16 protein-coding genes and 3 pseudogenes are annotated in these 21366 nt (G+C 50.6%); 6 read left to right on the forward strand and 13 right to left on the reverse strand.

Features of this window, described 5'->3' with window-relative positions; genetic code table 11:
* Positions 1 to 52 precede the first annotated feature (52 nt).
* Both LIX00_RS25690 and LIX00_RS25695 read left to right on the forward strand, forming a co-directional pair.
* A complete protein-coding gene (locus LIX00_RS25690) occupies positions 53 to 3814 on the forward strand; it encodes an efflux RND transporter permease subunit (RefSeq protein ID WP_438267133.1) in 3762 nt (1253 codons plus the stop codon).
* Positions 3807 to 4589, forward strand: coding sequence for a TrmB family transcriptional regulator (locus tag LIX00_RS25695; protein ID WP_227357522.1), 783 nt, complete (start codon positions 3807 to 3809; stop codon positions 4587 to 4589). The genes LIX00_RS25690 and LIX00_RS25695 overlap by 8 nt, the downstream gene beginning before the upstream one ends.
* A gap of 85 nt (positions 4590 to 4674) precedes the next feature.
* Here the strand turns inward: LIX00_RS25695 and LIX00_RS25700 are convergent.
* Positions 4675 to 5460: pseudogene (locus tag LIX00_RS25700) on the reverse strand (RNA-guided endonuclease InsQ/TnpB family protein); the annotation flags it as partial.
* A 501-nt stretch (positions 5461 to 5961) separates the two neighbouring features.
* Positions 5962 to 6357 carry a GrpB family protein gene (locus LIX00_RS25705; protein ID WP_227357673.1) on the reverse strand — a complete coding sequence of 132 codons (396 nt, stop codon included), beginning with the start codon at positions 6355 to 6357 and terminating at the stop codon, positions 5962 to 5964.
* Positions 6358 to 6461: 104 nt separating this feature from the next.
* On the opposite strand from LIX00_RS25705, the pseudogene LIX00_RS25710 reads away from it, so the two are divergent.
* Positions 6462 to 6620, forward strand: a pseudogene (locus LIX00_RS25710) (acyl-CoA dehydrogenase family protein); the annotation flags it as partial.
* Positions 6621 to 7257: 637 nt separating this feature from the next.
* Here LIX00_RS25710 and LIX00_RS25715 read toward each other — a convergent pair.
* The 3 genes from LIX00_RS25715 to LIX00_RS25725 form a co-directional block, all read right to left on the reverse strand.
* Positions 7258 to 7521, reverse strand: coding sequence for a HalOD1 output domain-containing protein (locus tag LIX00_RS25715; protein WP_227357523.1), 264 nt, complete (start codon positions 7519 to 7521; stop codon positions 7258 to 7260).
* Positions 7522 to 8694: 1173 nt separating this feature from the next.
* Positions 8695 to 9132, reverse strand: coding sequence for a DUF7970 domain-containing protein (locus LIX00_RS25720; RefSeq protein ID WP_227357524.1), 438 nt, complete (start codon positions 9130 to 9132; stop codon positions 8695 to 8697).
* On the reverse strand, positions 9132 to 9989 hold the full coding sequence (locus tag LIX00_RS25725; RefSeq protein WP_227357525.1) for a ParA family protein: 858 nt from the start codon (positions 9987 to 9989) through the stop codon (positions 9132 to 9134). Before LIX00_RS25725 ends, LIX00_RS25720 begins: the two co-directional genes overlap by 1 nt.
* A 664-nt stretch (positions 9990 to 10653) precedes the next feature.
* On the opposite strand from LIX00_RS25725, the gene LIX00_RS25730 reads away from it, so the two are divergent.
* Positions 10654 to 11859 carry an RNA-guided endonuclease InsQ/TnpB family protein gene (locus LIX00_RS25730; protein ID WP_368410792.1) on the forward strand — a complete coding sequence of 402 codons (1206 nt, stop codon included), beginning with the start codon at positions 10654 to 10656 and terminating at the stop codon, positions 11857 to 11859.
* Here LIX00_RS25730 and LIX00_RS25735 read toward each other — a convergent pair.
* Positions 11834 to 12883 carry an MFS transporter gene (locus LIX00_RS25735; RefSeq protein WP_227357526.1) on the reverse strand — a complete coding sequence of 350 codons (1050 nt, stop codon included), beginning with the start codon at positions 12881 to 12883 and terminating at the stop codon, positions 11834 to 11836. The genes LIX00_RS25730 and LIX00_RS25735 overlap by 26 nt on opposite strands.
* A 370-nt stretch (positions 12884 to 13253) precedes the next feature.
* Here LIX00_RS25735 and LIX00_RS25740 point away from each other — a divergent pair, with 370 nt between their 5' ends.
* On the forward strand, positions 13254 to 13676 hold the full coding sequence (locus tag LIX00_RS25740) for a DoxX family protein (protein ID WP_227357527.1): 423 nt from the start codon (positions 13254 to 13256) through the stop codon (positions 13674 to 13676).
* Positions 13677 to 13880, forward strand: a pseudogene (locus LIX00_RS25745) (DUF8172 family protein); the annotation flags it as partial.
* Between the two features lies 1 nt (position 13881).
* On the opposite strand, the gene LIX00_RS25750 reads toward LIX00_RS25745, so the two are convergent.
* The 7 genes from LIX00_RS25750 to LIX00_RS25780 all read right to left on the reverse strand — a co-directional run bounded on the left by LIX00_RS25750 (position 13882) and on the right by LIX00_RS25780 (position 20657).
* Entirely contained in the window at positions 13882 to 14448 is a 567-nt protein-coding gene (locus tag LIX00_RS25750) for an NAD(P)/FAD-dependent oxidoreductase (protein WP_227357528.1), read from the reverse strand.
* 271 nt (positions 14449 to 14719) lie between these two features.
* Positions 14720 to 15538 (reverse strand): transcriptional regulator TbsP, encoded by an 819-nt coding sequence (gene tbsP / locus LIX00_RS25755; RefSeq protein ID WP_227357529.1) that lies wholly within the window; start codon positions 15536 to 15538, stop codon positions 14720 to 14722.
* 399 nt (positions 15539 to 15937) lie between these two features.
* Entirely contained in the window at positions 15938 to 16879 is a 942-nt protein-coding gene (locus LIX00_RS25760; RefSeq protein ID WP_227357530.1) for an ArdC-like ssDNA-binding domain-containing protein, read from the reverse strand.
* A 470-nt stretch (positions 16880 to 17349) separates the two neighbouring features.
* A complete protein-coding gene (locus LIX00_RS25765; protein ID WP_227357531.1) occupies positions 17350 to 18105 on the reverse strand; it encodes a DUF7260 family protein in 756 nt (251 codons plus the stop codon).
* A gap of 129 nt (positions 18106 to 18234) precedes the next feature.
* Positions 18235 to 18726 carry a DUF7995 family protein gene (locus LIX00_RS25770; protein ID WP_227357675.1) on the reverse strand — a complete coding sequence of 164 codons (492 nt, stop codon included), beginning with the start codon at positions 18724 to 18726 and terminating at the stop codon, positions 18235 to 18237.
* A gap of 129 nt (positions 18727 to 18855) precedes the next feature.
* The gene (locus tag LIX00_RS25775) at positions 18856 to 19293 is read right to left on the reverse strand and encodes an SWIM zinc finger family protein (protein ID WP_227357532.1); all 438 of its coding nucleotides are present in this window, start codon (positions 19291 to 19293) and stop codon (positions 18856 to 18858) included.
* Between the two features lie 1073 nt (positions 19294 to 20366).
* Positions 20367 to 20657, reverse strand: a complete 291-nt coding sequence (locus LIX00_RS25780; protein WP_227357533.1) for a hypothetical protein — start codon at positions 20655 to 20657, stop codon at positions 20367 to 20369.
* Between the last annotated feature and the right edge of the window lie 709 nt (positions 20658 to 21366).

Genomic DNA, 21366 nt, shown 5'->3' on the forward strand with positions numbered 1-21366 from the left:
GTGAGTAGTAAACTACAAACACAACTAACAAGGATCAGTAGAGGTGTCAAAGTTGTCGTTCTCTGATACACTCGGTGCGGGAATCATTAAATACAGTCGCCTGCTCATCGTAGCGCTGCTTGTCTTTTCGTTGATTCTCGGATCAGGTGCGTCGATGGTTGACCAGTCATCTTCTCTGGACTCCTTCCAAAGCGATAGTAGCCAAGCAGCAAAAGCCCAGGGTTATATTAACGAGAATTTTTCGACAGAGTCAAATAACACAACAAATGTCCAAATAATCGTCCGAGATAACAATACACTGTCTAAAGAGTCTCTCCAAAGCCAGATTAAGTTACAACAAAAGCTACGAAATAACAAAACAATCAATAAGACTCTCACAAATGAGTCACCAACAGTTGGCATTGCGAATATTCTTGCAACGACGGTCTCCCAATTAGATACAGCCGAAAACCTCAAATCACGAGCTGAGAACATCCAGCAACGGCGAGAAAATCTCACAGAGTGGGGCAAACAACTTCAGAATCAGTCTGAGCAACTCAACGAAAGCAAGGAAGAACTCCAACAACGAGGTGACCAACTGAAAGAACAAGGTGATGAGTTGAAAGCGCGCAGTGATAAACTCAAGCAACGATCTGATCAATTAAACAAGAGTAAACAAAAACTTCAACAGCACGGCGAACGCCTCAAAGAAGCAGCCGAGGGACTGAAACAGCGAGCACAACAGCTCCAGCAACGATCTGACCAGCTCAACGAGAGCAAAGCGCAGTTGCAAGCAAAAGCTCAAGAGCTGCAAGAACAAGCCCAACAGCTCAATGAGAGTAAAGCACAGCTACAAGAACGGGGTCAAGAGCTTAAACAGCGCGCGCAAGAACTCAATCAAAGCCAAGCTGAACTCAAACAACGCAGAGCGAACCTCCAGGAGCGTGCTAACGAGCTGAATCAGACCCAACAAGAGTTGGCTACACGGAGCCAAGAGTTGCAGGAACGACGGACGCAAATCGAGGAGGCCCATCAAAATGGAACCCTCAACGATACGGAATACCAGCAACAGCTTACTTCCCTTCGCGAGGAACAAGCCCACCTAGAAGCTGAACAAGCCCAACTCCAGAATAAATCGGCTGCCCTTCAGCAGGATCGCCAAGAGCTGCTCGAAGATGCCCGACAGCTTGAACAGCAGGCGGCCGACCTCAAATCAGACCAGGCAGAGCTCAAACAGCGATCTGAACAGCTCAAAGAGGAAGGTAAACAACTGCAGGCAGAACGGGCTGAATTAGAGGAACAATCGGCGAAACTGAAACAGGAGGGTAAGGAATTACAGCAAGCATTTAGCGAGCTCAAACAGGATAAACAGAAACTCCAGGCAAAGCAGGCTGAGCTCGAAGAAGACTCCCAACAGCTCAAAGAGCGTGGCGAACAGCTCAAGGAAGATTCACAGCAACTCCAAGAGGATACTGAAGAGCTACAAGCGGCACAGAAAGAATTAGAAAAGGATTCTGAACAGCTCAAAAGGGAAGGTAAACAACTCCAAAATCAGTTCGAGGAACTCAAAGACGCCCAGGAAGCGCTCAAAAAGGACGGTCAGAAGCTCAAGAAGGATCAGCAAAAACTTCAAAACGGAACTAATTTCACGCTTTCCGAACAGCTGGCAATCCTCAAGTCACATAACCAGTCGGAAATCGATAATGCAACCACCACTGTTCTCGCGGAAAACGCCAGTACGAGTGGTTTCAGTGCCGGTGGTAGTGGTGCATTCGCGTTCATGCCGACTAGCTATAAGGCTGGGAGTACGGATGCAAATGCGACAATGATCATCGTCTCCCAGCAGACAAAGGGCGGTGACAGTAGCAGTCAGACGGCGAGCGATCGAATCATGAATTCGCAGCTCGCCATGCAGACGATCGCACACGAACAGTTCAATACGAGGCAGTCAAGCGCCATCGTCTTCGGAAGTGGTATCATCGCGGATGAAACCCAGCGCTCAATGAGCGACAGTATTCTCATTGTCGGGCCTTTGGCAGTCATCTTTGTCCTTGGTGTGCTGATCTTCGCTTATCGGGATCTTCTTGATATCATTTTGGGGCTCTTCGGTATTGCCCTCGTCCTTGTGTGGACGTTCGGCTTCATGGGCTGGGCTGATATCGATTTCAATCAGATCTTCATTGCCGTTCCGGTGTTACTCATCGGGCTATCGATTGACTATGCAATCCACGTCTTCATGCGCCACCGCGAAGAGCGAGATCGCACTGAAGGCGTCAAAGCGTCGATGAGAGAGACCCTGTTGAGTCTCGGAATTGCATTAATTCTCGTGACCGTTACTGCCGTGATCGGATTCCTCTCGAATCTTGTCAGTGACGTGCCCCCAATTCGCCAGTTCGGTATCGTGAGCTCGGTTGGGATTACGGCTGCATTGATCATCTTTGGCGTGTTGATTCCTGCTCTCAAAATCGAACTCGATTCATTCTTGGAAGCCCGTGGTTGGGATCGACAGAAACGGGCCTTTGGCACCGGCGGTGGCCGACTTGGCTCAGTCCTTGCTGGTGGTGCGACGGCAGCTCGCAAAGCGCCACGCATCGTGCTCGCCATTGCTTTGATACTCACTGTCCTTGGCGGTGCCGGTGCGACCCAAGTCGATACAAGCTTCTCACAGGAGGATTTCCTGGCGAGCAATCCATCTGGTGTCATGACGGAGCTACCAGAGCCTTTTGCCCCTGGTGAATATACGGTGAAATCCTCACTGGAATACGTGAATAGCAATTTCTTGCGCCAAGACTCTAATGTAGAAATATTGGTGCGTGGGGATATAACGCAGCCAACTGCACTCGAAACGGTCGAAAAGGCGGAGAATGAAGCGGCCAAGAAAGATTCAACGGTTGTTCTCTCAAGTGGCGAACCAGATATCGATAGTCCGCTATCGGTCATGCAATCTGTCGCGAACGAAAATGATTCGTTCAAAACCACGTTCGAGAATGCAGATACGAACGGTGACGGTGTACCGGACCGCAATCTGAAGACGGTCTACGACAAACTCTACGAGGTTGCACCAAACCAAGCAAAAGGTGTCCTATACCGCACTGACGAGGGTCACTATAAAGCGATCCACATGACAGTCTCGGTTAAAGGAAGTGCAAGCGGCGGTGCGGTCAGTGAGCAGATGAAAGCCGTTGCGGAGACTATCGAACAGGACAGTACTCTCACTGCTGTCGCAACGGGGCAACCGATTATCTTCGAAATTGTCCAAGATCAACTTCTCAACTCTGTCATCGAGAGCCTATTGATTACGCTCGGCGCAACCTTCATCTTCCTGATGATCACCTATTACTTCCTGCACGGGAGTGCTACGCTCGGGTTCATCACGATGCTCCCAGTGGCGTTCAGCGTCTCCTGGATTCTTGGCACAATGTACGTTCTTGGAATTCCATTTAACGTGATTACTGGGTTGATCACCAGTTTGACGGTTGGACTGGGGATTGCTTACAGTATCCACCTCAGTGAGCGCTATATGCACGAGCTTACTGAGCAAGCGTCGATGTGGGTTGCGATGCGCAAAAGCGTCACCGGTACTGGTGGGGCACTCCTCGGTAGCGCAGCGACGACGGTAGGTGGCTTCGGTGTCCTTGCCTTCGCTATCTTGCCACCACTTCAGCAATTTGGCATTATAACGGGGCTCACAATCATCTACTCGTTCCTCGCTAGTGTCTTTGTGCTACCCAGTCTGCTCGCTTTGTGGACACGATATCTCGGCCCTGGTGGCGCAATGACGCCCGAATCGACAGACAAATCCACTACGGAGAATGTAGGTACGATAAATGACTAACCCAACTCAAGCTGATGCGGCTGACGCACTACAGCGGCTTGGGCTCTCTAAGTATGAGGCACTGGTATTCTGTGCCTTGCAACCGCTTGAAAAGGCGACCGCAAGTGAAATCGCGAATAATAGCGATGTACCTCGTTCACAAGTGTATGGTGCTGCTGAAGGGTTAGAAGAATTAGGGCTCGTGGACGTTCAGCAATCCAGTCCACAGCAATTTCGGGCAGTGGGGCTCGAAGAAGCCCGTGCCCATCTGCAAGCCCAACTCGAACGTGAGCAAGATCGTGCTTTTGATGCACTCAATTCCCTGCAACAACAGCCGATTGACGAAACCGAAACCCAAGAAGACATCTGGACGATCAAAGGACAGAAAACAATCAACGATCGCGTCGCCCAACTAATCAGCAACGCGAATCAGCGGATTATTTGTGGTGCTCGCGATCCATCGATGGTGGACGAGAATGTGATTGATGCACTTGCAAACGCGAAGGCTGCAGATGTTGATATTCTCATCACAAGTGCGAACGAATCTGTTTGTGAGCTTTTTGAAAACCACGGTCTTGAAGCGCATCACTTCTCAATGAAACCAGATAATGAGAAGGATGATCGAAGTGGTCGGGTTCTGGCAATCGACTCAGATGTTATTCTCATGAGTGTTCTCGTCCCTTCCCATCAGAACGAAATGCAAAACGAAGTCGCCTTCTGGAGTGATGGTACTGGCTTTGCTAGTATCTTGATTAGCCTTTTGGAGACCTGGTTTTCGGAATTCATCGAGGCATAGGCACGTAAACTACCCTACCCTACTTCGCTCACCTCATGCGGGGTTCGCTCGTTGAGAGTAGGGCTTTGATGTGGACTCCCGACAATCAGTCGCCAACAATAGGCTGGTGACTCTTGGCGTTCAACATCCCACCATTTATACGCACGTCTACTGGTGCGTCTCCGCTCCTCGACGTGGGCGAGGAACGGAGTCTGGGGTGTCGCTTTCGAGCATACCGCAGCCCGATGTTTTTCGCCGCATTGTAGTCCGCGTTAACCTCGTAGCCGCACTTCTGGCAGTGGAAGTGTTCGCCGTCGCGGTTGTCGCGGTGTGTGAACCCGCAGTCCGTCCGAGAACAGCGTTGGGACGTGTGGTTCGGCGCAACCTGCTTCACCGTGACGCCGCGTTCCGGGGCCTTGTACTCGACGTACTCGAACAGACGACGGAACGCTCAGATGTGGTGCCACTTCGCGTGCGGGAGGCGCTCGCGAATATCGGTCAACTCTTCAAACACGATTACGTCACAGTCGTGTTCGACGGCTTTTGTGACGATTTCGTTGGCGACGGTGTGGATGTACCGCTTTCGCCACGCTTCTTCGCGCTTGCCGAGGCGGAGGAGCGCGTTGTGAGCGGCTTGGGTGCCGCGTTGTTGCATCTCACCACGTCGCTTCTCGAACTCACGGCACCAGTGGTCGTAGTCATCGCCCTGCCAGAACGGGCCGGTCGAAGCGACCGCGAGGCTGTTAACACCGAGATCGATACCGAGGACTGTTTGGTGCTCAGTATCTGCCGAAACCTCGGACTCCTTATCGGAGTCGTATTTCCACGTTGTGGTGTGGAAGTAGAACTCGTCGGTCGCCTTGTCGTATTGTAGTGTACTCGCGCGGAACTCCTAGCTTCGCTCGTTCCTTGAGGCCGGAAGCTCCACCTCGAATTAGCTGAACCGCGGGCACCGTGGGATGCGGCGGTAAGCACCCCACGAGAACCATGGATCGGATGCCAAACTTGCGCGATCTGCGGTTCCACGAGCGTTCACTGGGGTATTCGTTCAGTGTGACGCTCGTAATTGCCCCAATGACCGCATTGAGTATTGTTATGTGGTGCCTGAAAGCAGAACAAAAGCATACAGTTCCAACTGTGGTGTCAAAACTACAACCTCACGAATACCCTAGAGGTTCCCAGTACATTCTCCCCGTCTTCTACAACGACGACGTGTCGCGGGAACAATCACCGGAATCGGGAAGACCAACACGGCGACTTTACCGCTAGCTGAGATATAATCGTCCATGCTTTTTCGACAACTTCCAACAATAAATAAAGTAACATCTAATCATATGATGACTCCTCATGCAGGCCCCCGTGGCGTACGCGCACGGATAACAATTATCAGTAATCAATCCTCAATTTCGGATACAGTTGGCAGCGTAAAGTCGAATCGCAAGTGGTCGTCCGTCCGGGCAATGTCAAGAACCTGCTTGATAAACGTCGTTTTCCCCGTGGAGTAGATGACGAGGTCGTCATGTTCGCCGATCAACTCCCATTTTAACTGTTTGTACTCTCGGCGGAGGTCGGGGAACGTACGAAGCACGTCGCGCGTGATCACACTGGTCTTCCAGCCATCGCTCGAGACAGCAAAGACGTGATCGTTGAACCGTTGCCCGTTCTCTCTGCGGAACACGGGATGCCACTCGGCGATATTCTCAGCACGATCACCACCGAGATGCACTGTAAGGGCCTGTGAAACCCCATCTACGACATTATCTGCGACAACAATATCACAATCGACGATGTCTTCACGATCCGACGAGAATTGTCCAAATTAAGAAATATGGGAACCACTCGGCTGTATTACCAATAACGACGAGTTCGGCGTCCACGGGTGTTTCCTCGTCAATCCACGATGTCGCTGACGAAGCAATCCAAGTGCATGGCGGTGCTGGCTTCGTAACTGACCATCCAGTTGAGCGGTATTACCGCGATGCTCGCATCACAAAGATCTATGAGGGAACGAGTGAAATCCAGAAGAACATCATCTCCGATCGGCTGCTCTAATACAAAACGGCAGCTACGGTGACGGCCAACGTCTATGTCGTTCATCAATTCTTCCGAACCACTCATTCAGAGCCCCTGTCAACTTGCTGTAGCTTTTGAGAAGACTGTCAGAGTTTTCAGAATCACTGCGCCACGTAAATGACTTAATTGGTTTTCCATTCAGTGATGGTGATTTTTATTATATAATCTTTTGATAAAACTTATATACATGGAGTATGTGCCCATATATAGCCATGAAAATACTTCATCGGTTACGCGACATTTTAAGTTCAGAAAAACTTTCTCACGATACGAAACAGCAAGCACGAGCAACTGGTGATATTTTTGAATGTGAGGAATGTGGCACTACTTTCATTTCGAAACCTTCTCACTGCCCAAAGTGCAATCAGAGTAAGTTCCAGAATCTTGGTAGCTGTTGATCCTGTATCCTCATTGTCAATTTTATCTGAAACAGTTTCTCACCGAGGGTGGTATCGTATACAATCTATCAGTTTCAGTTCTACTCTTGTTAGTAATTCACGGAAGTGTGCTTCTACTTTCCGTGAGTCAGCTTTTCTTGATGTGCTATAGGACAGGTTACCCGTCAACCGAAACAAAGTATTCCCTGGTTCTCAACGTGACTGCTACCAGTAGCGTTCTATGCCCCTATCTCAGTAACGGAGATCGTTCTATCAGGGTGAATCGTGATGCTGTATCCAATATACTCAAACCTTACTTCAGGCGAACCGTGTTGATAGAGCGCTTCTAGTGCATCAGGGTCGATCGCCTCGTAAAGAGGAGTCGCAGGCTTCGTACCGTTGGCCTCAGTCACAGCCATTACTACGGTACTGGTGATCGACTCGGTACCTGTGGATGTCGTATGTATCGATGCCTTTGCTTTCAAATCTGATGAACTAGGCATAGCCTCTGTGATGGATGATGGGTAAATAGAGTTTTTGGGTTGTTAAATGAGACCAAATACCATTGTTTTCGAGTAGTCTGGCCACACCGCCCTCTCGATTACCGTTCTCGCCACCATCCACCTCTGCAGTGCAGATAGTCGACTTCTGTTACCTAGATGGTGGATTAATACCACGCCTATTTCAGTCGTAATTAGGCAGTGTATAGTGGATAGACGTTCTCTCCTAGTACAATTTCTCACATAAACAATCCCCCCAAGTCGCTGCCATGGACAGTTCCTACGCTGATCTACAGAAGATAGTCCACTGCTCTATGTTACTTCATTCAATAACAGGGCGAAGTACACCAGATAATCTATAGATCGTCGGTGGGTACGGCCAATCCCCGCTAGTATCGGGATGACAGTCATACCGGGTGCAACATTCTCACTTTTTAGTATCTCGGTCAGTACTGGACTGTCTAGAGTCGCTGTGTACCGCCTCAGGCTTGGCTACCCTCACCTCCGGTGGAAAGTCTGGTAGTGCTGCTCACCGCTTATTACTCATAACTTCATTGGAAACGCGGTGTCTCACTCCATTGGGACTCCACTATGGTTCCCGTGATAGCACCTAGACACTGCGTGAATCTACCTCTCTAATGAGGGATACGCCGGATTAACAAGCAGAGACAATACCATTCAGAAGAGATAGAGCCAATAACTATAGTCAATAACTATAGTCAATAACTATAGCCAATAGAAATGATCTAATTACTGGATACTCCCTGTAAATCTTTGATCGTATTTGCGATTGCTTTGGTCGTGATAGTCCAATGAAGTCTCTTATGCAGAACACTGCATAATGAGGATCGGCGTTCGGATTCCGTTCCGTGTTCATCTTCCGTGATGTACCGATCAAAATCTACTTGCCAGTTATTGATTCCCGAATTTGTACCGTTGGGTTTTGGGAAAATGGGAGATAGCGTCGTTGACGTCGAAACAATGAGTGAGTACCTAGTCAACGAACAAAGGAGCAAGGGTTTTAAGCCACCGGCAGTGCTTGAGAAAACAGAATCGACCATCGCGTTCGTCATGGATTCCGACGGGTACGCAGTCGAATTGAAATCCTAAATTTTACAAGGATCTCTGCGTGACGAATTCGCTTAGCCGACATCAGTTAGGAAACAACGAAGTTTGTCAGGCAGTGTCAAGGTCGTAGCCCCACTCCCGGAGTACCTCAGCAATGAGTTCAGGGTTGCGTTGAGCGACGACCATTGCAGCCTCACGGTAATCTGACTTGTAGACATTTTCGCCGAGAATCTCTTCGAGGGTGTCTTGAAGCTCGTCTTCAGCCTCGGTGATCTCTTCCCGAATGAAATACGGAACTTGTTCGCGTCCCTCGTTCACCTTGTCACGACGGAGTTTATACGGAATTGATTCCATCGTCGGCCGCTGAGAGTCCGTCTCAGACGTGGTGGCGGACCCTGAATTTGCGTCAGTTGTTTCTGCGGGAGATGAGTCCACCGGCGCCTCGTCGTCTCCCTGGAATTCCCCTGGCTCTTGTTCGACCGATTGCTCACCATCGTCCTCCGATTCGTCGAGCCCAGCGTTTCGTGAGCCAGACTTGAGTCCCATTACGCCATCACCTCACGTTGCGCTAGCCCTGCTTCCTGTTCAAGATGGCGAGCGAGCTCATCGAATTGGTCAAGGGTTCTAAGTTCATACTCACGTTTTCGGTCACGGTGTTCTTCGATATAGCGATATGGACTACATTGCTTTCTCCAGCAGCCTTCCATCAGTGATCCGCGTTCACCAATGATCACAGGCACCGGAAACCCACTTTCATGAAGTTCGTTAAGGACTTCGCGTTGATCACGTGTGTCCTTGTAGCCAATTGGAACCACAGAGAGGACGCCGACATCGACGTTGATGCTCTGTTCGAGTCCCTCAACGAGATCGTCAAGTCCTTCGATCGATTCTTGGCCTTTCGCGGTGGCCTCGAACGGAATAACGACGTTCCTAACGGCAACGAGTGCGTTGTAAAGTATTGGTCCAGCTTTTCCGGCAGTATCAATGATCACAACGTCATATTCATCACGTACATTCGCTTCACGGAGAACTCGATGGAGCTGATGAAACATGCTATAGGATTCTCCGAAGTTCTCAGCTTGATCCTTCTCGTTGAGGAGGAACTCGTGGAGATCTTCGAGCATGTTATGCGACGGGATGAGGTCAACACCGTGTTCAACCTCAAGAGTAAGGTCGTGAAAATCACCCGTCGGTCGTCCGACGAGATGACGGACGAGATTATCAACATTTGGATCACCACGGTCGTATTCAGGGCCGAAGAGATACGTGAGGCTTCCATTCTGTGTATCCATGTCAATGGCGAGGACGTCATGACCTGCACGCGCATGACTGACCGCAAGTGTCGCTGCCGTCGTTGTTTTTCCGACCCCGCCAGCCTCGGAAACTGGTGTATAGGTGAGCATTATGAGTAATAGCTGAGAGCCATGAATATAAAGTTAAGTCAGACATTATAACGACAACAGCCAGTCATGGAATATAACTATACCCAATACCTATACCCTTCATCGATAATCTACAACGATAGTCAAAATTAGATCTTGACTGAGCCCCATAGCTAACAATCCTAACTATCTACTTCAGTTATAGTATATAACTACTCAATTCAGTTATAGCATAGAGATATAATCAAGAGTATAGTCAAGCCCAAAACTATAGCTATAGACCATAGCTATTATAATCACCTATAATTGTAAGCTATACCCAAAACTATAGTCATATGATGGTAACAATTGGTGCTGTTTGTGACTACGCCAAGAAGAGCGATAAGTCTGTACTATACCTACGTCGGGCCAAATCCCGGTCGGACCGATAAGACGACACTGATGATCGGCAGAGAGGTGGCCAATAACTATAGACTATAGCTGCATGCTATAACTTCTCCATATAGTTATATATAACTGCCTTGTGACTAATCCATCACGATTACCCTGATAAAGCCATCTTTAAACAGCGAGGGAATCTCGGCCTTTAGGCCGGGCGGGAATCGCGTAAACTCCACTATATAACCGCCCCAACCAGCTGTTCAACTTCTATACATTTATGATAGTTAGTGCTGTATATGGGATCGTGATTCGACGTACCGGCGTCGTGAAATTAGCCATTCCCGACGAGCGGCGCGACGACCTCCGTGAAACCACCGAGCGGTTCCGTCAAGCCGCCCAAATGGTCGCGGACCGCGCTTTCGAGCGCAACGACGACGGCTACGTCATTACGTCAAAAACGAAGCTCCACCAACTCACATATCAGCAGGTCCGCGAAACCACCGACGGGTTGAACGCCGACCTCGTCTGTGCCGCCCGGAACTATGCGGCAGACTCGGTGAAGGGCGTCACATCGGCATGGCAGAACGGGAAGTACGCCACGCAACTTACGTTCACAGCGAACACCGTAGTCTACAACAAGAACGCGGTGACGTACCGCGACGACCACTGTACGCTTGCGGCGGTCAACGGGCGCGTGAAAGCCGAGTACGTCCTTCCCTCGGAAGGCGAGAACCCACAGACGACGTACCTGCGAAACGACGAGTGGGAGCTTCGGGAATCGACACTTCACTACCGCGATGGCGACTACTACCTTCACGTCGGCGTAGCTAAAGGTGACGAAACGACGCAAGCTGAGGGCGGGACGGTCCTCGGCGTTGACCTTGGCGTGAAGACGATAGCCGCAACATCGACGGGCAGTATGTGGTCCGGCGGATATCTCAACCACCGACGCCGCGAATACGAGAAGGTTCGTGGCTCACTGCAACAGACTGGGACGGAATCGGCTCACCGAACTATCGACGGGATAGGCAACCGGGAAAGCCGATGGGCGGAAGACTACCTACACCGCCTGTCGAAGGCCCTCGTCCGAGAGGCGATAACGCACGACTGTTCTGCAATCGCCTTCGAGGACTTAACCGATATTCGGGACCGTATGCCGGGCGCGAAAGCGTTCCACGCATGGGCGTTCCGGCGGCTCTACGAGTACGTCGAGTACAAAGCTACAGTGTTCGGTATCTCGACCAAACAGGTAGACCCAGCGTATACGTCCCAACGTTGTTCGAAGTGCGGTCACACCGAACGTGGAAACCGCCCGAAACAGGAGCGGTTCTGTTGTCGAAAGTGCGGCTACGAGGTGCACGCGGACTACAACGCGGCGAAGAACATTGGAATAAAGCATGTCCACGCAGGGCAAAAGTCTCCGCGTGGACGGGCCAACCGTCAACTGGCCCTAAAGTCGGGAACGTTGAGCGTGAGCGACGAGTTTACGTCCGCCGAAGGTTCGGCTTGAATGGGAGTTCACCGACAAGCCCCGGCGTTAACGCCGGGGTAGTTGACATGAACAGTGCAATTGGGATCGGTGGGACAAGTACAGTTGCACCCAATAATATCGTCGAAATCACCATCGCTACGAAGCCAAGCGTTCGTCGATCTACGGTATCCGCGAGGGTACCTGCACCGAGCGATGAGATACCCGCACCAACGAGCATTAGGAAGAAAATTCCGTTGGCGATAGTGGCGGTCAGTCCTATGTGCTCAACGAGGTAAGAAGTGATGAACGTACGGACTGCACCAATTTCGGTTGCAATGGCGAGATTAGCGAGAAACAACACCGCGACCCAGCGCTCAAGCGGTACTGAGATGAGTGCGGTAAGATTTGACCATCGACCCAATGAGTCACCAGTAGTCTTTTCAGATACCTCGTTCGGGTCAGCTCCCCCGTCAGGCTCGATCATATGTGTGTTCTCTGTGGAACCGATGTCGCGGAAAAAAGTGAGGAAGATAAACGCGTAGACGATGCCAACGGCTGCGCTGACCGTGAGGGCAAGTCGCCAGTCAACAAACGTCGCAAGACCGCCGACAAGTGCCGGGGCAAGAGCAGTTCCGACGACACCACCCAGACCGTGGATTCCCATTGCTTTTCCTTCGGTATCGCCACTCTCTAGGTCACTAATCAGGGACATCCCCGAGGGGTGATAAGTGCTGCCGCCGACGCCAGCGATGATTTCGGCGATAACAAGGGTCCAATAGTTCTGCGCTCCAGCAGCAACGAGAATGCCTGCGGCTAACACGATCATCCCGGCGGCAAGGAGCCATCGCTGGCCGATTCGATCTGCAAGAACGCCCGCAGGTAATCGGAAGATCGAGTACGTGGCGAAAAAGACCGTGAGTAGTGCTCCTGCCTCTCCGTATGAAATAGCGAAGTCGTTTACCAATAACGGCAGAATCGGTGGAAGTGCGACGCTATAGAATTCGTTGACGGCGTGGGCAACCGTGATGAGACACACCTCACGTGGATTTGAGACGGAAAACATTCTCTGGCGGACTGAGCGTGACACATATTCATTTCTCTCCTTCACCCAATGAGAATTGTGTTTGCGGCAGTGTCGATACTTTCATCACTGAGGTGACTACCTGACTCTCAGTCTGTATTTCCAAAATTGACACAAGCAGATCTAGAGCAGCGGTGGAGAGAGAACTTGCACTATGTCTGCGTTGAGTGGATGTGAAAGAGCCCTCAGAGTAATCCCCGCATTGCACTGGATCAAGGAAGTTAATGATGAACGTTAGATCTCCTTTCTATACCTACCTACGAAGCTGCGGGTATAAATCTCTGAAGAGCCGTTAGTTGGCAACACCGGCCGAGGACCCACTATTGATTATTCAAGCGAATCTTCAAACCGTATGGTCATCGCACTTGGTCGGAGAGTAGAATCGTATGAAGAGCCCATCTATTCGCTCGTCCGCGTCATTGTTGGACTCTTATTCATGCAACATGGTGCGCAGAAATTATTCGGTCTCTTCGGCGGCGTTGACGGGAGTGGTGCCACTGCATCACTCGTCAGTCTGTATGGGGTTGCTGGCATCATCGAGTTCTTTGGTGGTTTCCTCATCGCCGTTGGACTACTAACTCGGCTCATCGCACTCATCGCGACCGGAGAGATGATTGCCGCCCAGCTCATTGCTCACTTCCCAGAGGGGATAATTCCAATCCAAAACGGAGGTGAGCTCAGCCTCCTTTACCTCGCAGTATTTCTTCTTCTTATCGTATATGGGAACGGGTACTATAGCCTCCAACACCGAGTTTTCGGTCAAGAACACATATAGTTTGAACCACAGAAGGTCCGGGAGGCACTTGACCACGTCACATAGGGAGCACCGCTCCCAGAAGTTTCCGGCGAGTTGATGTCGAATCTCATTCTACGCTATTTACTTCCGAATGCGAATCATCGAACTGGAATTGCGATGCTGCAATTCTGCATCGAGAGCGCAGATCCAGCCTTCGATATACCCCGTACTCACGTCGACGATATTACGATATCTGGTCGACATCTGCAGGCGTATCGAAGTCGTGGAAGTGCTCTCCTTTCTCTTTCGTGAGGATGTTGAGCGCGGCGGCCGCACCGTCGCCGGCAGAGATGACCGCTTGCCACTCTTCTGCTCGCACCATTGCCCCTGTCGCATAGGCGTTCTCGACACTGGTTTCCATCGTTACGTCCACGTCGACGACGTCGTCGGTGAATTCACACCCGAGACTCTCGGCAAGATCACGATTCGCCCCCGTTGCGAGGACTACGTACGTTGCCTCGTACTCACCGTCGCTCGTTACGACGGTGAATCCGCTATCACCTTGCTTGACGTCTGTGACCTCCTCACTCTTGCGTAGTTCGACACCGTGATCCTTCGTTGCCTGCTCGCGAGCACGCTCGAGGAACACGTCGCCATCCATACTCCGAATGCCGAGATAGTTGAACAGATGAGCCTTATGGAGCCACGTTTTGTCGGTGTCGAACACCGTCGTATCGAGATCGTTCTTGCTGGTGAACAAGGCAGCACTAAGGCCGGCTGGACCTCCACCGATGACGATAACCTCGGTCATACGTTTACTCTACACATGGTATCCAAATAAAACCGGCTTTTTCAGTAGTAACAAAACGACGTTTAATACTAAGGCTCAAACGCAGTCTCAGTATCAGGCTCATTCGCAGCTTGCCACTCCTCGCGGAGTTCGACTTGTTTTCCTTCGAATCGGATCACAATCCTTTATGTTTGATTTTTCTTTTGCTTGTTCTTCTAATTCTGAGGGATCCGTGATCGTCCTGTTCTTGTGCTATGAAATGAGGAATGTAAATTTTTCATAATCCACGGTCTCAGGCGGTTATCTCGCTCTCCGTCTCTTCTATCATCTCGTCTGGAGCCATATCTGCCATCGATTCATCACCAAGTTGGAGTCGGAGGCGAGGACGCCCCACATCGATTGGGACTTTTTCAGTGTCGATCAATCCGAGGTCTTCTAATCGCGTTTTGGTGCGGGAGAACGTGGCTTTGCTCGCTATCCCAACATCTTCTCCCCATTTACTAATGTCGTACAGAAGGACGTTGTTTCGTGCGGCAATCATCAAGGAGATAACTACTTCATCTGTCCCATCAGCTTCAATTGTTTCTACAGACTCGAGCACAGCCTCGAAATCGTCTGCAGTGTCGTCACCAATTTCCTCTCGTAGTGTTTCCTTAACTTGCGACAACGGCGGTGTTCTAAGGGAAAATTCGCTTGCGTTTTCCCATTCGTTCAGGAACGTTTCTCGTACCTGGTCAACAAACTCGCTATCATCAGACCGAAGCCCATTCACTTCTCCGTCTATCGTGATCAGTGAGACGACTTCGTCTTCGGTGATGAGCATCGAATTTCGCCGGATTTCTTCTGATGTTCGAAGCGAGAGTTTTTCTTGGTCAATGAGGTCAGCGGCTTTGCTCGCGATGATGAAATCATTGACCATCTCTTTCAGAACCATCGGTTCAGATATCACGCGAAGTTCCGGAATATCCTCGTCCGATTCGATAGTGACGGTGATGAGCGCTTCCAGTTCTTGTTTTGACGGATTTACAATGAGGATCGGCTCTGACGCCTCTTTGAGGATCGTTTCAGCCAATTCTTCGACGTCGTTGCCGATCAAATCTGCTGTTGACATACAATCCTAGTTTCCAATGAAATACTTAGTTCTGAACCCGTTTCTACTGGGAAATCAAGGGTTGAAGAAACTATGATGGTGCTTACAGAACTAGGATACATGATCCAAAGAGTAGCAAGTTATCTGACGTCAGATAATGACGAACTAGAGGATGCAGAAATTATCGCTGTCTATACGACCGTCAAGAATCAGGATGACTGGAGATACCCGGTGCTAGGCAGGCAAGCGAGCAAAGTAACGAGAATAGCTAGACCGGCGTTGTAGTTGCCTTATACTATACTGAAGACATCGGGCAGAAAAATGAAATAGACTTTGGAGATGGCCCGCCACCGCAACCGAATAACTTCGGTAACCTCCCTGGGTAATCACACCGCGTAGCGACACCCTGATTCGACGACTTTAGACTTCCTCCCTTCTCTGTTCGACTACTTCAATAATCTTCGCTGCCGTCGTCCGGATTCGTCGAAGTCGATCTTGAATCGCGTCCGAATCATCGTCTTGCCAGGCTGCGAGGTAGAACGCTGAGCCACTCGTATCGAGATCGAAATACCGACCAACAATGTACGCGACGGCTTCTGCCTCAATTTCGCGTTTCGACCGCTCACACTCATCGTCGACATCAAAGTGAAGCAATGCGTGGGCGTATTCATGGATCAGCGTCACAGCAAGATCCGCGCGATTTGCCCGCGCTTTCACCTCCACGATGGGCTGGAGATCGTATAGACTCCGCTGTTTGCAGACTCCCTTTGCCTCTCCGTGTTCCCAGTCGTCAGCGTCAACGATGCGAACCGTCACACCGAGATCATCAGCTACGTACTGAAGAGCAGGAACGAGGTTTTCAGCATCTCCTTTTGCTGCGATCTCCAACTTGGGAAGCGGTTCACCCACCGTCTGGGAAATATCGAAGACGGCAGTGGGTTTGAACCCGACGAGTCCTTTCGACCACGCTTCAGGTGGTGTTTCGTCATATTCACACTCACTTTGTTCATGGTAACTGGGCGAATTCTCGCATTGGGGGCACTGCTTTGTGATGATCGGCGCCCAGATCCAGATTCCGTTTTCTCCTTTCTGGACGTGACGATCGAAGTCGGTCTGCCAGGTGTTGTACCCAGCGACTTTCGTCGCATTTGGACATTGAAGAGTGATCAAGAGCGTGTTCTGATGGGAATAGTTGTGGAATTTGGATTGAACAGTTAACCACTCCTGGAATTGTTGACTCGCTCTCGCCTCGTCAGTCGACGCAGTGAGATCCTTAGTCCAGCGTTCGATCGTGTTGTGCATCTTGTCGCGTCGGGTGTCATACTCGTCAAACGACACCGCAGAGTTAGTACTCTGAGCCATTGATGTTCGAATACAGACGCTTCTATCGAGCGCCCTGCACCCCTTGGGGGCCAAAAAAATCCTTGGTGGAGTCGTTCGATTTAGGGTATCTGTGTATCTTTGGGGGATACTACTGTCGAATCTGTCACACCATGCGAATTAATGTGAGATTAAGAAGAGGCCGAATTTTTTATTATGTTGAGCCAGAGAGGACAGATGAGATGGCGCTCCCTCAGATAGTGCGACAGTGGCTCTCAATAGATGAGAACGTTATTCGGGAATGTCGCCACTGCGGGACGTCACTTGACACGACCGAACAGCCGTGCTCTACCTGTGGATCGACTGAAACTGTAGAATTCGACGTTTCGTAATCCGTTTCGACGCAGGATAGGCGTTCGCATGACCTCTAACGCTGAGAGCTAGTAGATCGGTTACAGTCATCATCGCAAAATCGATCGCCCACTTGAAGGTATATCACGCTCGATAAACCATCAGTTCGCACCTGCCCAATGGCGAAGTTCGATTCGATCAAGTAGTTGGCGAGCTGTCGCGAGCGCTGCCAGCCCTGGATACTCAGCGTCGAGGTCGGCATAGACAAACGTTGTGAACAGTTTCTCATTCGATCTATTGCGCTGACGCAAATACGATTGCTGATCGTATGTCTGCTCATCGAGCTGCTGCTGTATCGACGTGAGTCGATCGTTGCATTCATCGAAAGCGAACTCGCCTCGTTCGATTGCAGCTAATTCCTCACCTACCTCAGTAAGCGTTTTGTGGAGTTTCTTGAGTTGCTGCCGTTCTGCTGTTATCAACGAGTATGCTTGCTGACGGGTTTCGATAGCCTCCTTACTCGCGCTCTTGAGTTGATCCCACAACGGTTGTGACCACATCTCTGACCCGCCTGCCAGCCCAGCTGCCACCTCGGGACTGAATTCGTTGTTGATGCTCTCCAAGACAGTTTTCTCACCATACTCGTCTTCCCAATGGTCGACTGCAAGGACCGTTTTGCGGTAGGCTTCCCGCACCGCATTCGGGAATGTGCATGAGGAATGCGATCGCGATTGAACTGTGCTACGCAGTGAACCACCATCAGTTCGATACGGATGCGGCGGAATTTCGTCGAGCTGGTCGAGAAAGTCCTCGAATGCGTCGATTTCAGCTTGGATCTGGAATTCTTCGGTACTGATGAGTTGTTGTGCGAGTGGGAGGGACGTGTGGTTGATCAACTGTTTTCTACACTGTGCCATTGTTTCCCATTAACACACTGGTGGGATGGCTATTATACTTTATTGGCCATATACTATCAGTGGATTATTCTTTTCAAGGCATTTTTGCTCCAGTAAATTCTTCGGAGAGCGTGAATCGCAATTGGTTGCTCAGTAGTGGACGTCCGCCGGAATGATCCACACCTGCTTGTCAGCACTGAGTACATGCTCAAGGTGGTCACGATTGCGAATCGCGTCGCCGAATTCGGTGTATAGGTAGAGCGACGGGCCACGATACGCGCCGAGATTGTAGCAGGCGTGGCGGGCGAGATCTTTGTCGTGCATGAACTCATTATCACTGAACTCGTTGACCACCGTTCTTACTCGCTCGAGATTGCGTTCGAATTCCTGCTTGGTTGCCTTCCAGCCACGCTCGAGGAGTTGTGCTCCATCATCGGAGTCAACTGGTGCGACGACCGGGAGCTCGCCCCACCGAGCCTTCCCGGCGACGGATGACCGCTCGTCATCGAATAGAACATAGTAGTCAAAGATGGCAGCGTTGTCAGGATCAGCTCCGACAAGCCGATCGAACGCCGCTTTTGCGCATGCAAGTGCCGTTTCTTCGGTCGGTGCCTCTATGAGTGCGTAAATTACCTGGTGCATTTTGGTCACCTTGCCGACACACTGATTCGACACCGCTCCATCACACAACACTTCATCTGTGCGCCGGCACCCATCGCCGGCGCCAATAAAATCACTCTGCGAAAGGAGCAGATTCACACGTGATTCGTCCTACTCTTCCGGGAGATCGCGACGCCCGGCTCGCACACAGGGCCAACACGGAAAGCCACCAAGCCCAGCACAGTCACAGTCTGCTGGCTGGTCTATGTCGCTGTCTTCCACATGGGTGTCAGGTTTGTTCTCGATTTGTGTCCCACCGTCCGCAACGAGGGAGTGATCTGTCGCTGCCTGCAGAAGTGGTGTTCGGATCGCAACGCCAACCCGATGTTTGCATGCCCCATTGTAGCGGTCGTCCGCCGGGCACTCACAGGAAATGGGGATCCCATTACGAACGATGACGAGATATTCGTGGTCGGCTGGATTCGCATGGCTCGTATTCTGAACGAGGACACCCCTCGTTGTGAGTGAAAATTCGAGGGCTTCGTACTGGGCGCGCTTTGCAACTCGGTTCGTGAACGTCAATTCTGAGAGGACGTTTTTACTGGACATGCTCACTCCACGAGGTACATCTGATTCGCCCCGCACCCCTCGGGGGCAACAAAAACACGTTCTCGACGTTGCAGCACGGGATCTCTCGTAGCAAGGGTAGAAAGGAAATTAGGTCGGTTAGTCGAATCGGTAAAGCGCAATCCCATCGTGATCGCATTCCGGACACTCGCTCGTTTCGACCTCAACCGTAGTTCCACACTGCCGGCACTCGGCGATGACGGTGCTGTGTGATCGGCCAGTGAATTGCATCAGGAGGTCTTTCATGCGAACTCCGGCCTGTGAGTGGTTCGTTGGTCGTCGATGATGAAGCCACAATCCTCACAGACTGTTTCGATCACGTTGGTAGTGACTAAACCGTCGCATTTGGGACACTGGGAAGTTGGTTCGCTCGGTACGTCTTCGTCGAAGCTTGTTGCATATCTGTCGCTGAGTTTCATCGAAATCACTCTTCATGGAGGCGTTCGATCTCGAACGCCCCGCACCCATCAGGGGCAAAAAAACGACGAGAACGCTGCTTTGGAGGGCGACTGGCTGACGCTTTCGAAAAAGGGATTTCGGAAATGAGCAGCTGGCCTTGATCGTCGATGCAGCCCCGACGATGTATGGGTCGCAGCACTTGATAGACCTCTTTCCTCTCTTAGAGGGATGTTCGTCACAGCAATTGTATGCTCGCTGGAAGGGTAACCGAGTTCAATCGCCGATCAGACGTAGATACTCGAGTAAGTGTACTGTGTTTTGTTTCACTTTCGCCCTGGTTGGCTCAGGACTTTATCCATCGCGTCCTAAGTAAAGAATGCAGTCAGCGTTTCCCAGCAGGCGGCGTGGGCACTTGTCCTCATCCCAAACCCATCCTCCTACGCCGTGTGCTCATTCCCCTTGTACAGCAAGAAACAATGTCACGAAGAGTCTTCGTCCAAGTGGTGTCCCTATTCAAAACGCGAATTTTGTAGTACCGATGGTCCCTAATGGCGAATCGCCACTCACTTTGAACGTCATGCAGCCAAGGAGATTGCCGAACGCCTCTCCCTGCGCGGGTATCTGTATGAAGCCAAAGGGAAGCTCCGGGTCACGGATCACCAGCCGCTCACTCTTAGCGTATCGAATCTCGCTCTGATATCGTCAATCTGCTCGTCGAGATCTGCAATGAACGCCTCCGTTCGATCGGTTGTCATTGCGCCTTGATTTGTCGGACTGATCAAATTCTCTTCCTGAAGGACTCGGAGGGAATAACGGACTTGATGATGGGCATAGCCTGTTTCATTCGACATTTTCACGATCCCAATGGGTTCATTGTTGACAACCAGCCTGAGGATATCTAGATGCCGACCAATCATCTCTACTTCGTTCTCTATGCTGTCGATCATCGTGCCTGATATCAGGGAATGTAGCGAGTTAACCCTTCTAGCCCTTTTAAGGACCTTCTTTATAGAGACGTTCAACTGATGACCTCGTCACGATAGGCCAACCGAAGCTGATTTTTGCAGCCGTCATACTTCTAATGATTCGTAGCGAAGGGTCGGATTAAGCTCACATCGATCGATGAGACAAAAGATATCTTTGTCATCTATACACTAGATATGTATGCAATACGGACCGTCAGTGTTAACAAGATTCGTAAGGAACCTTTTCGTCCGCGTCAGGTAATTACTCAACGGGCAACTCACCTTTTCAATACCTATTACGCCAACAGTGACTGGGTGCATATTTCCAAGAAATTCTCTTAGCGACACTCTCATCCCCTCGTAACTGGTACTATTTTCCTGTTAAATTTCGGAAGAAAATGAAGGCATCTGCTTGGTCCCGTGCTCACTCCAATTACATCTAGTGGTAATTTATTCAGTATCTGATCTATTAAACACCCGCTGTGGTGCTCAGGCTGATTTGATCGCGAAAGTCGAAGTCACGTCTTTTTAGTGTTCGATTGCTGTCCTATGCTAACATTGCACAAGGATTATAAGGAACGACCACCTACGCAGAGTTCCACAACATCTCACCTATGTCCGCTGAATCACGGTCATCCCAGACGACCGCACTGGCGCTTCCGCCTGACGAGCATTGGACACTCCACCATGT

This window comes from Haladaptatus salinisoli, assembly GCF_020614375.1.
Lineage (GTDB): Archaea > Halobacteriota > Halobacteria > Halobacteriales > Haladaptataceae > Haladaptatus > Haladaptatus salinisoli.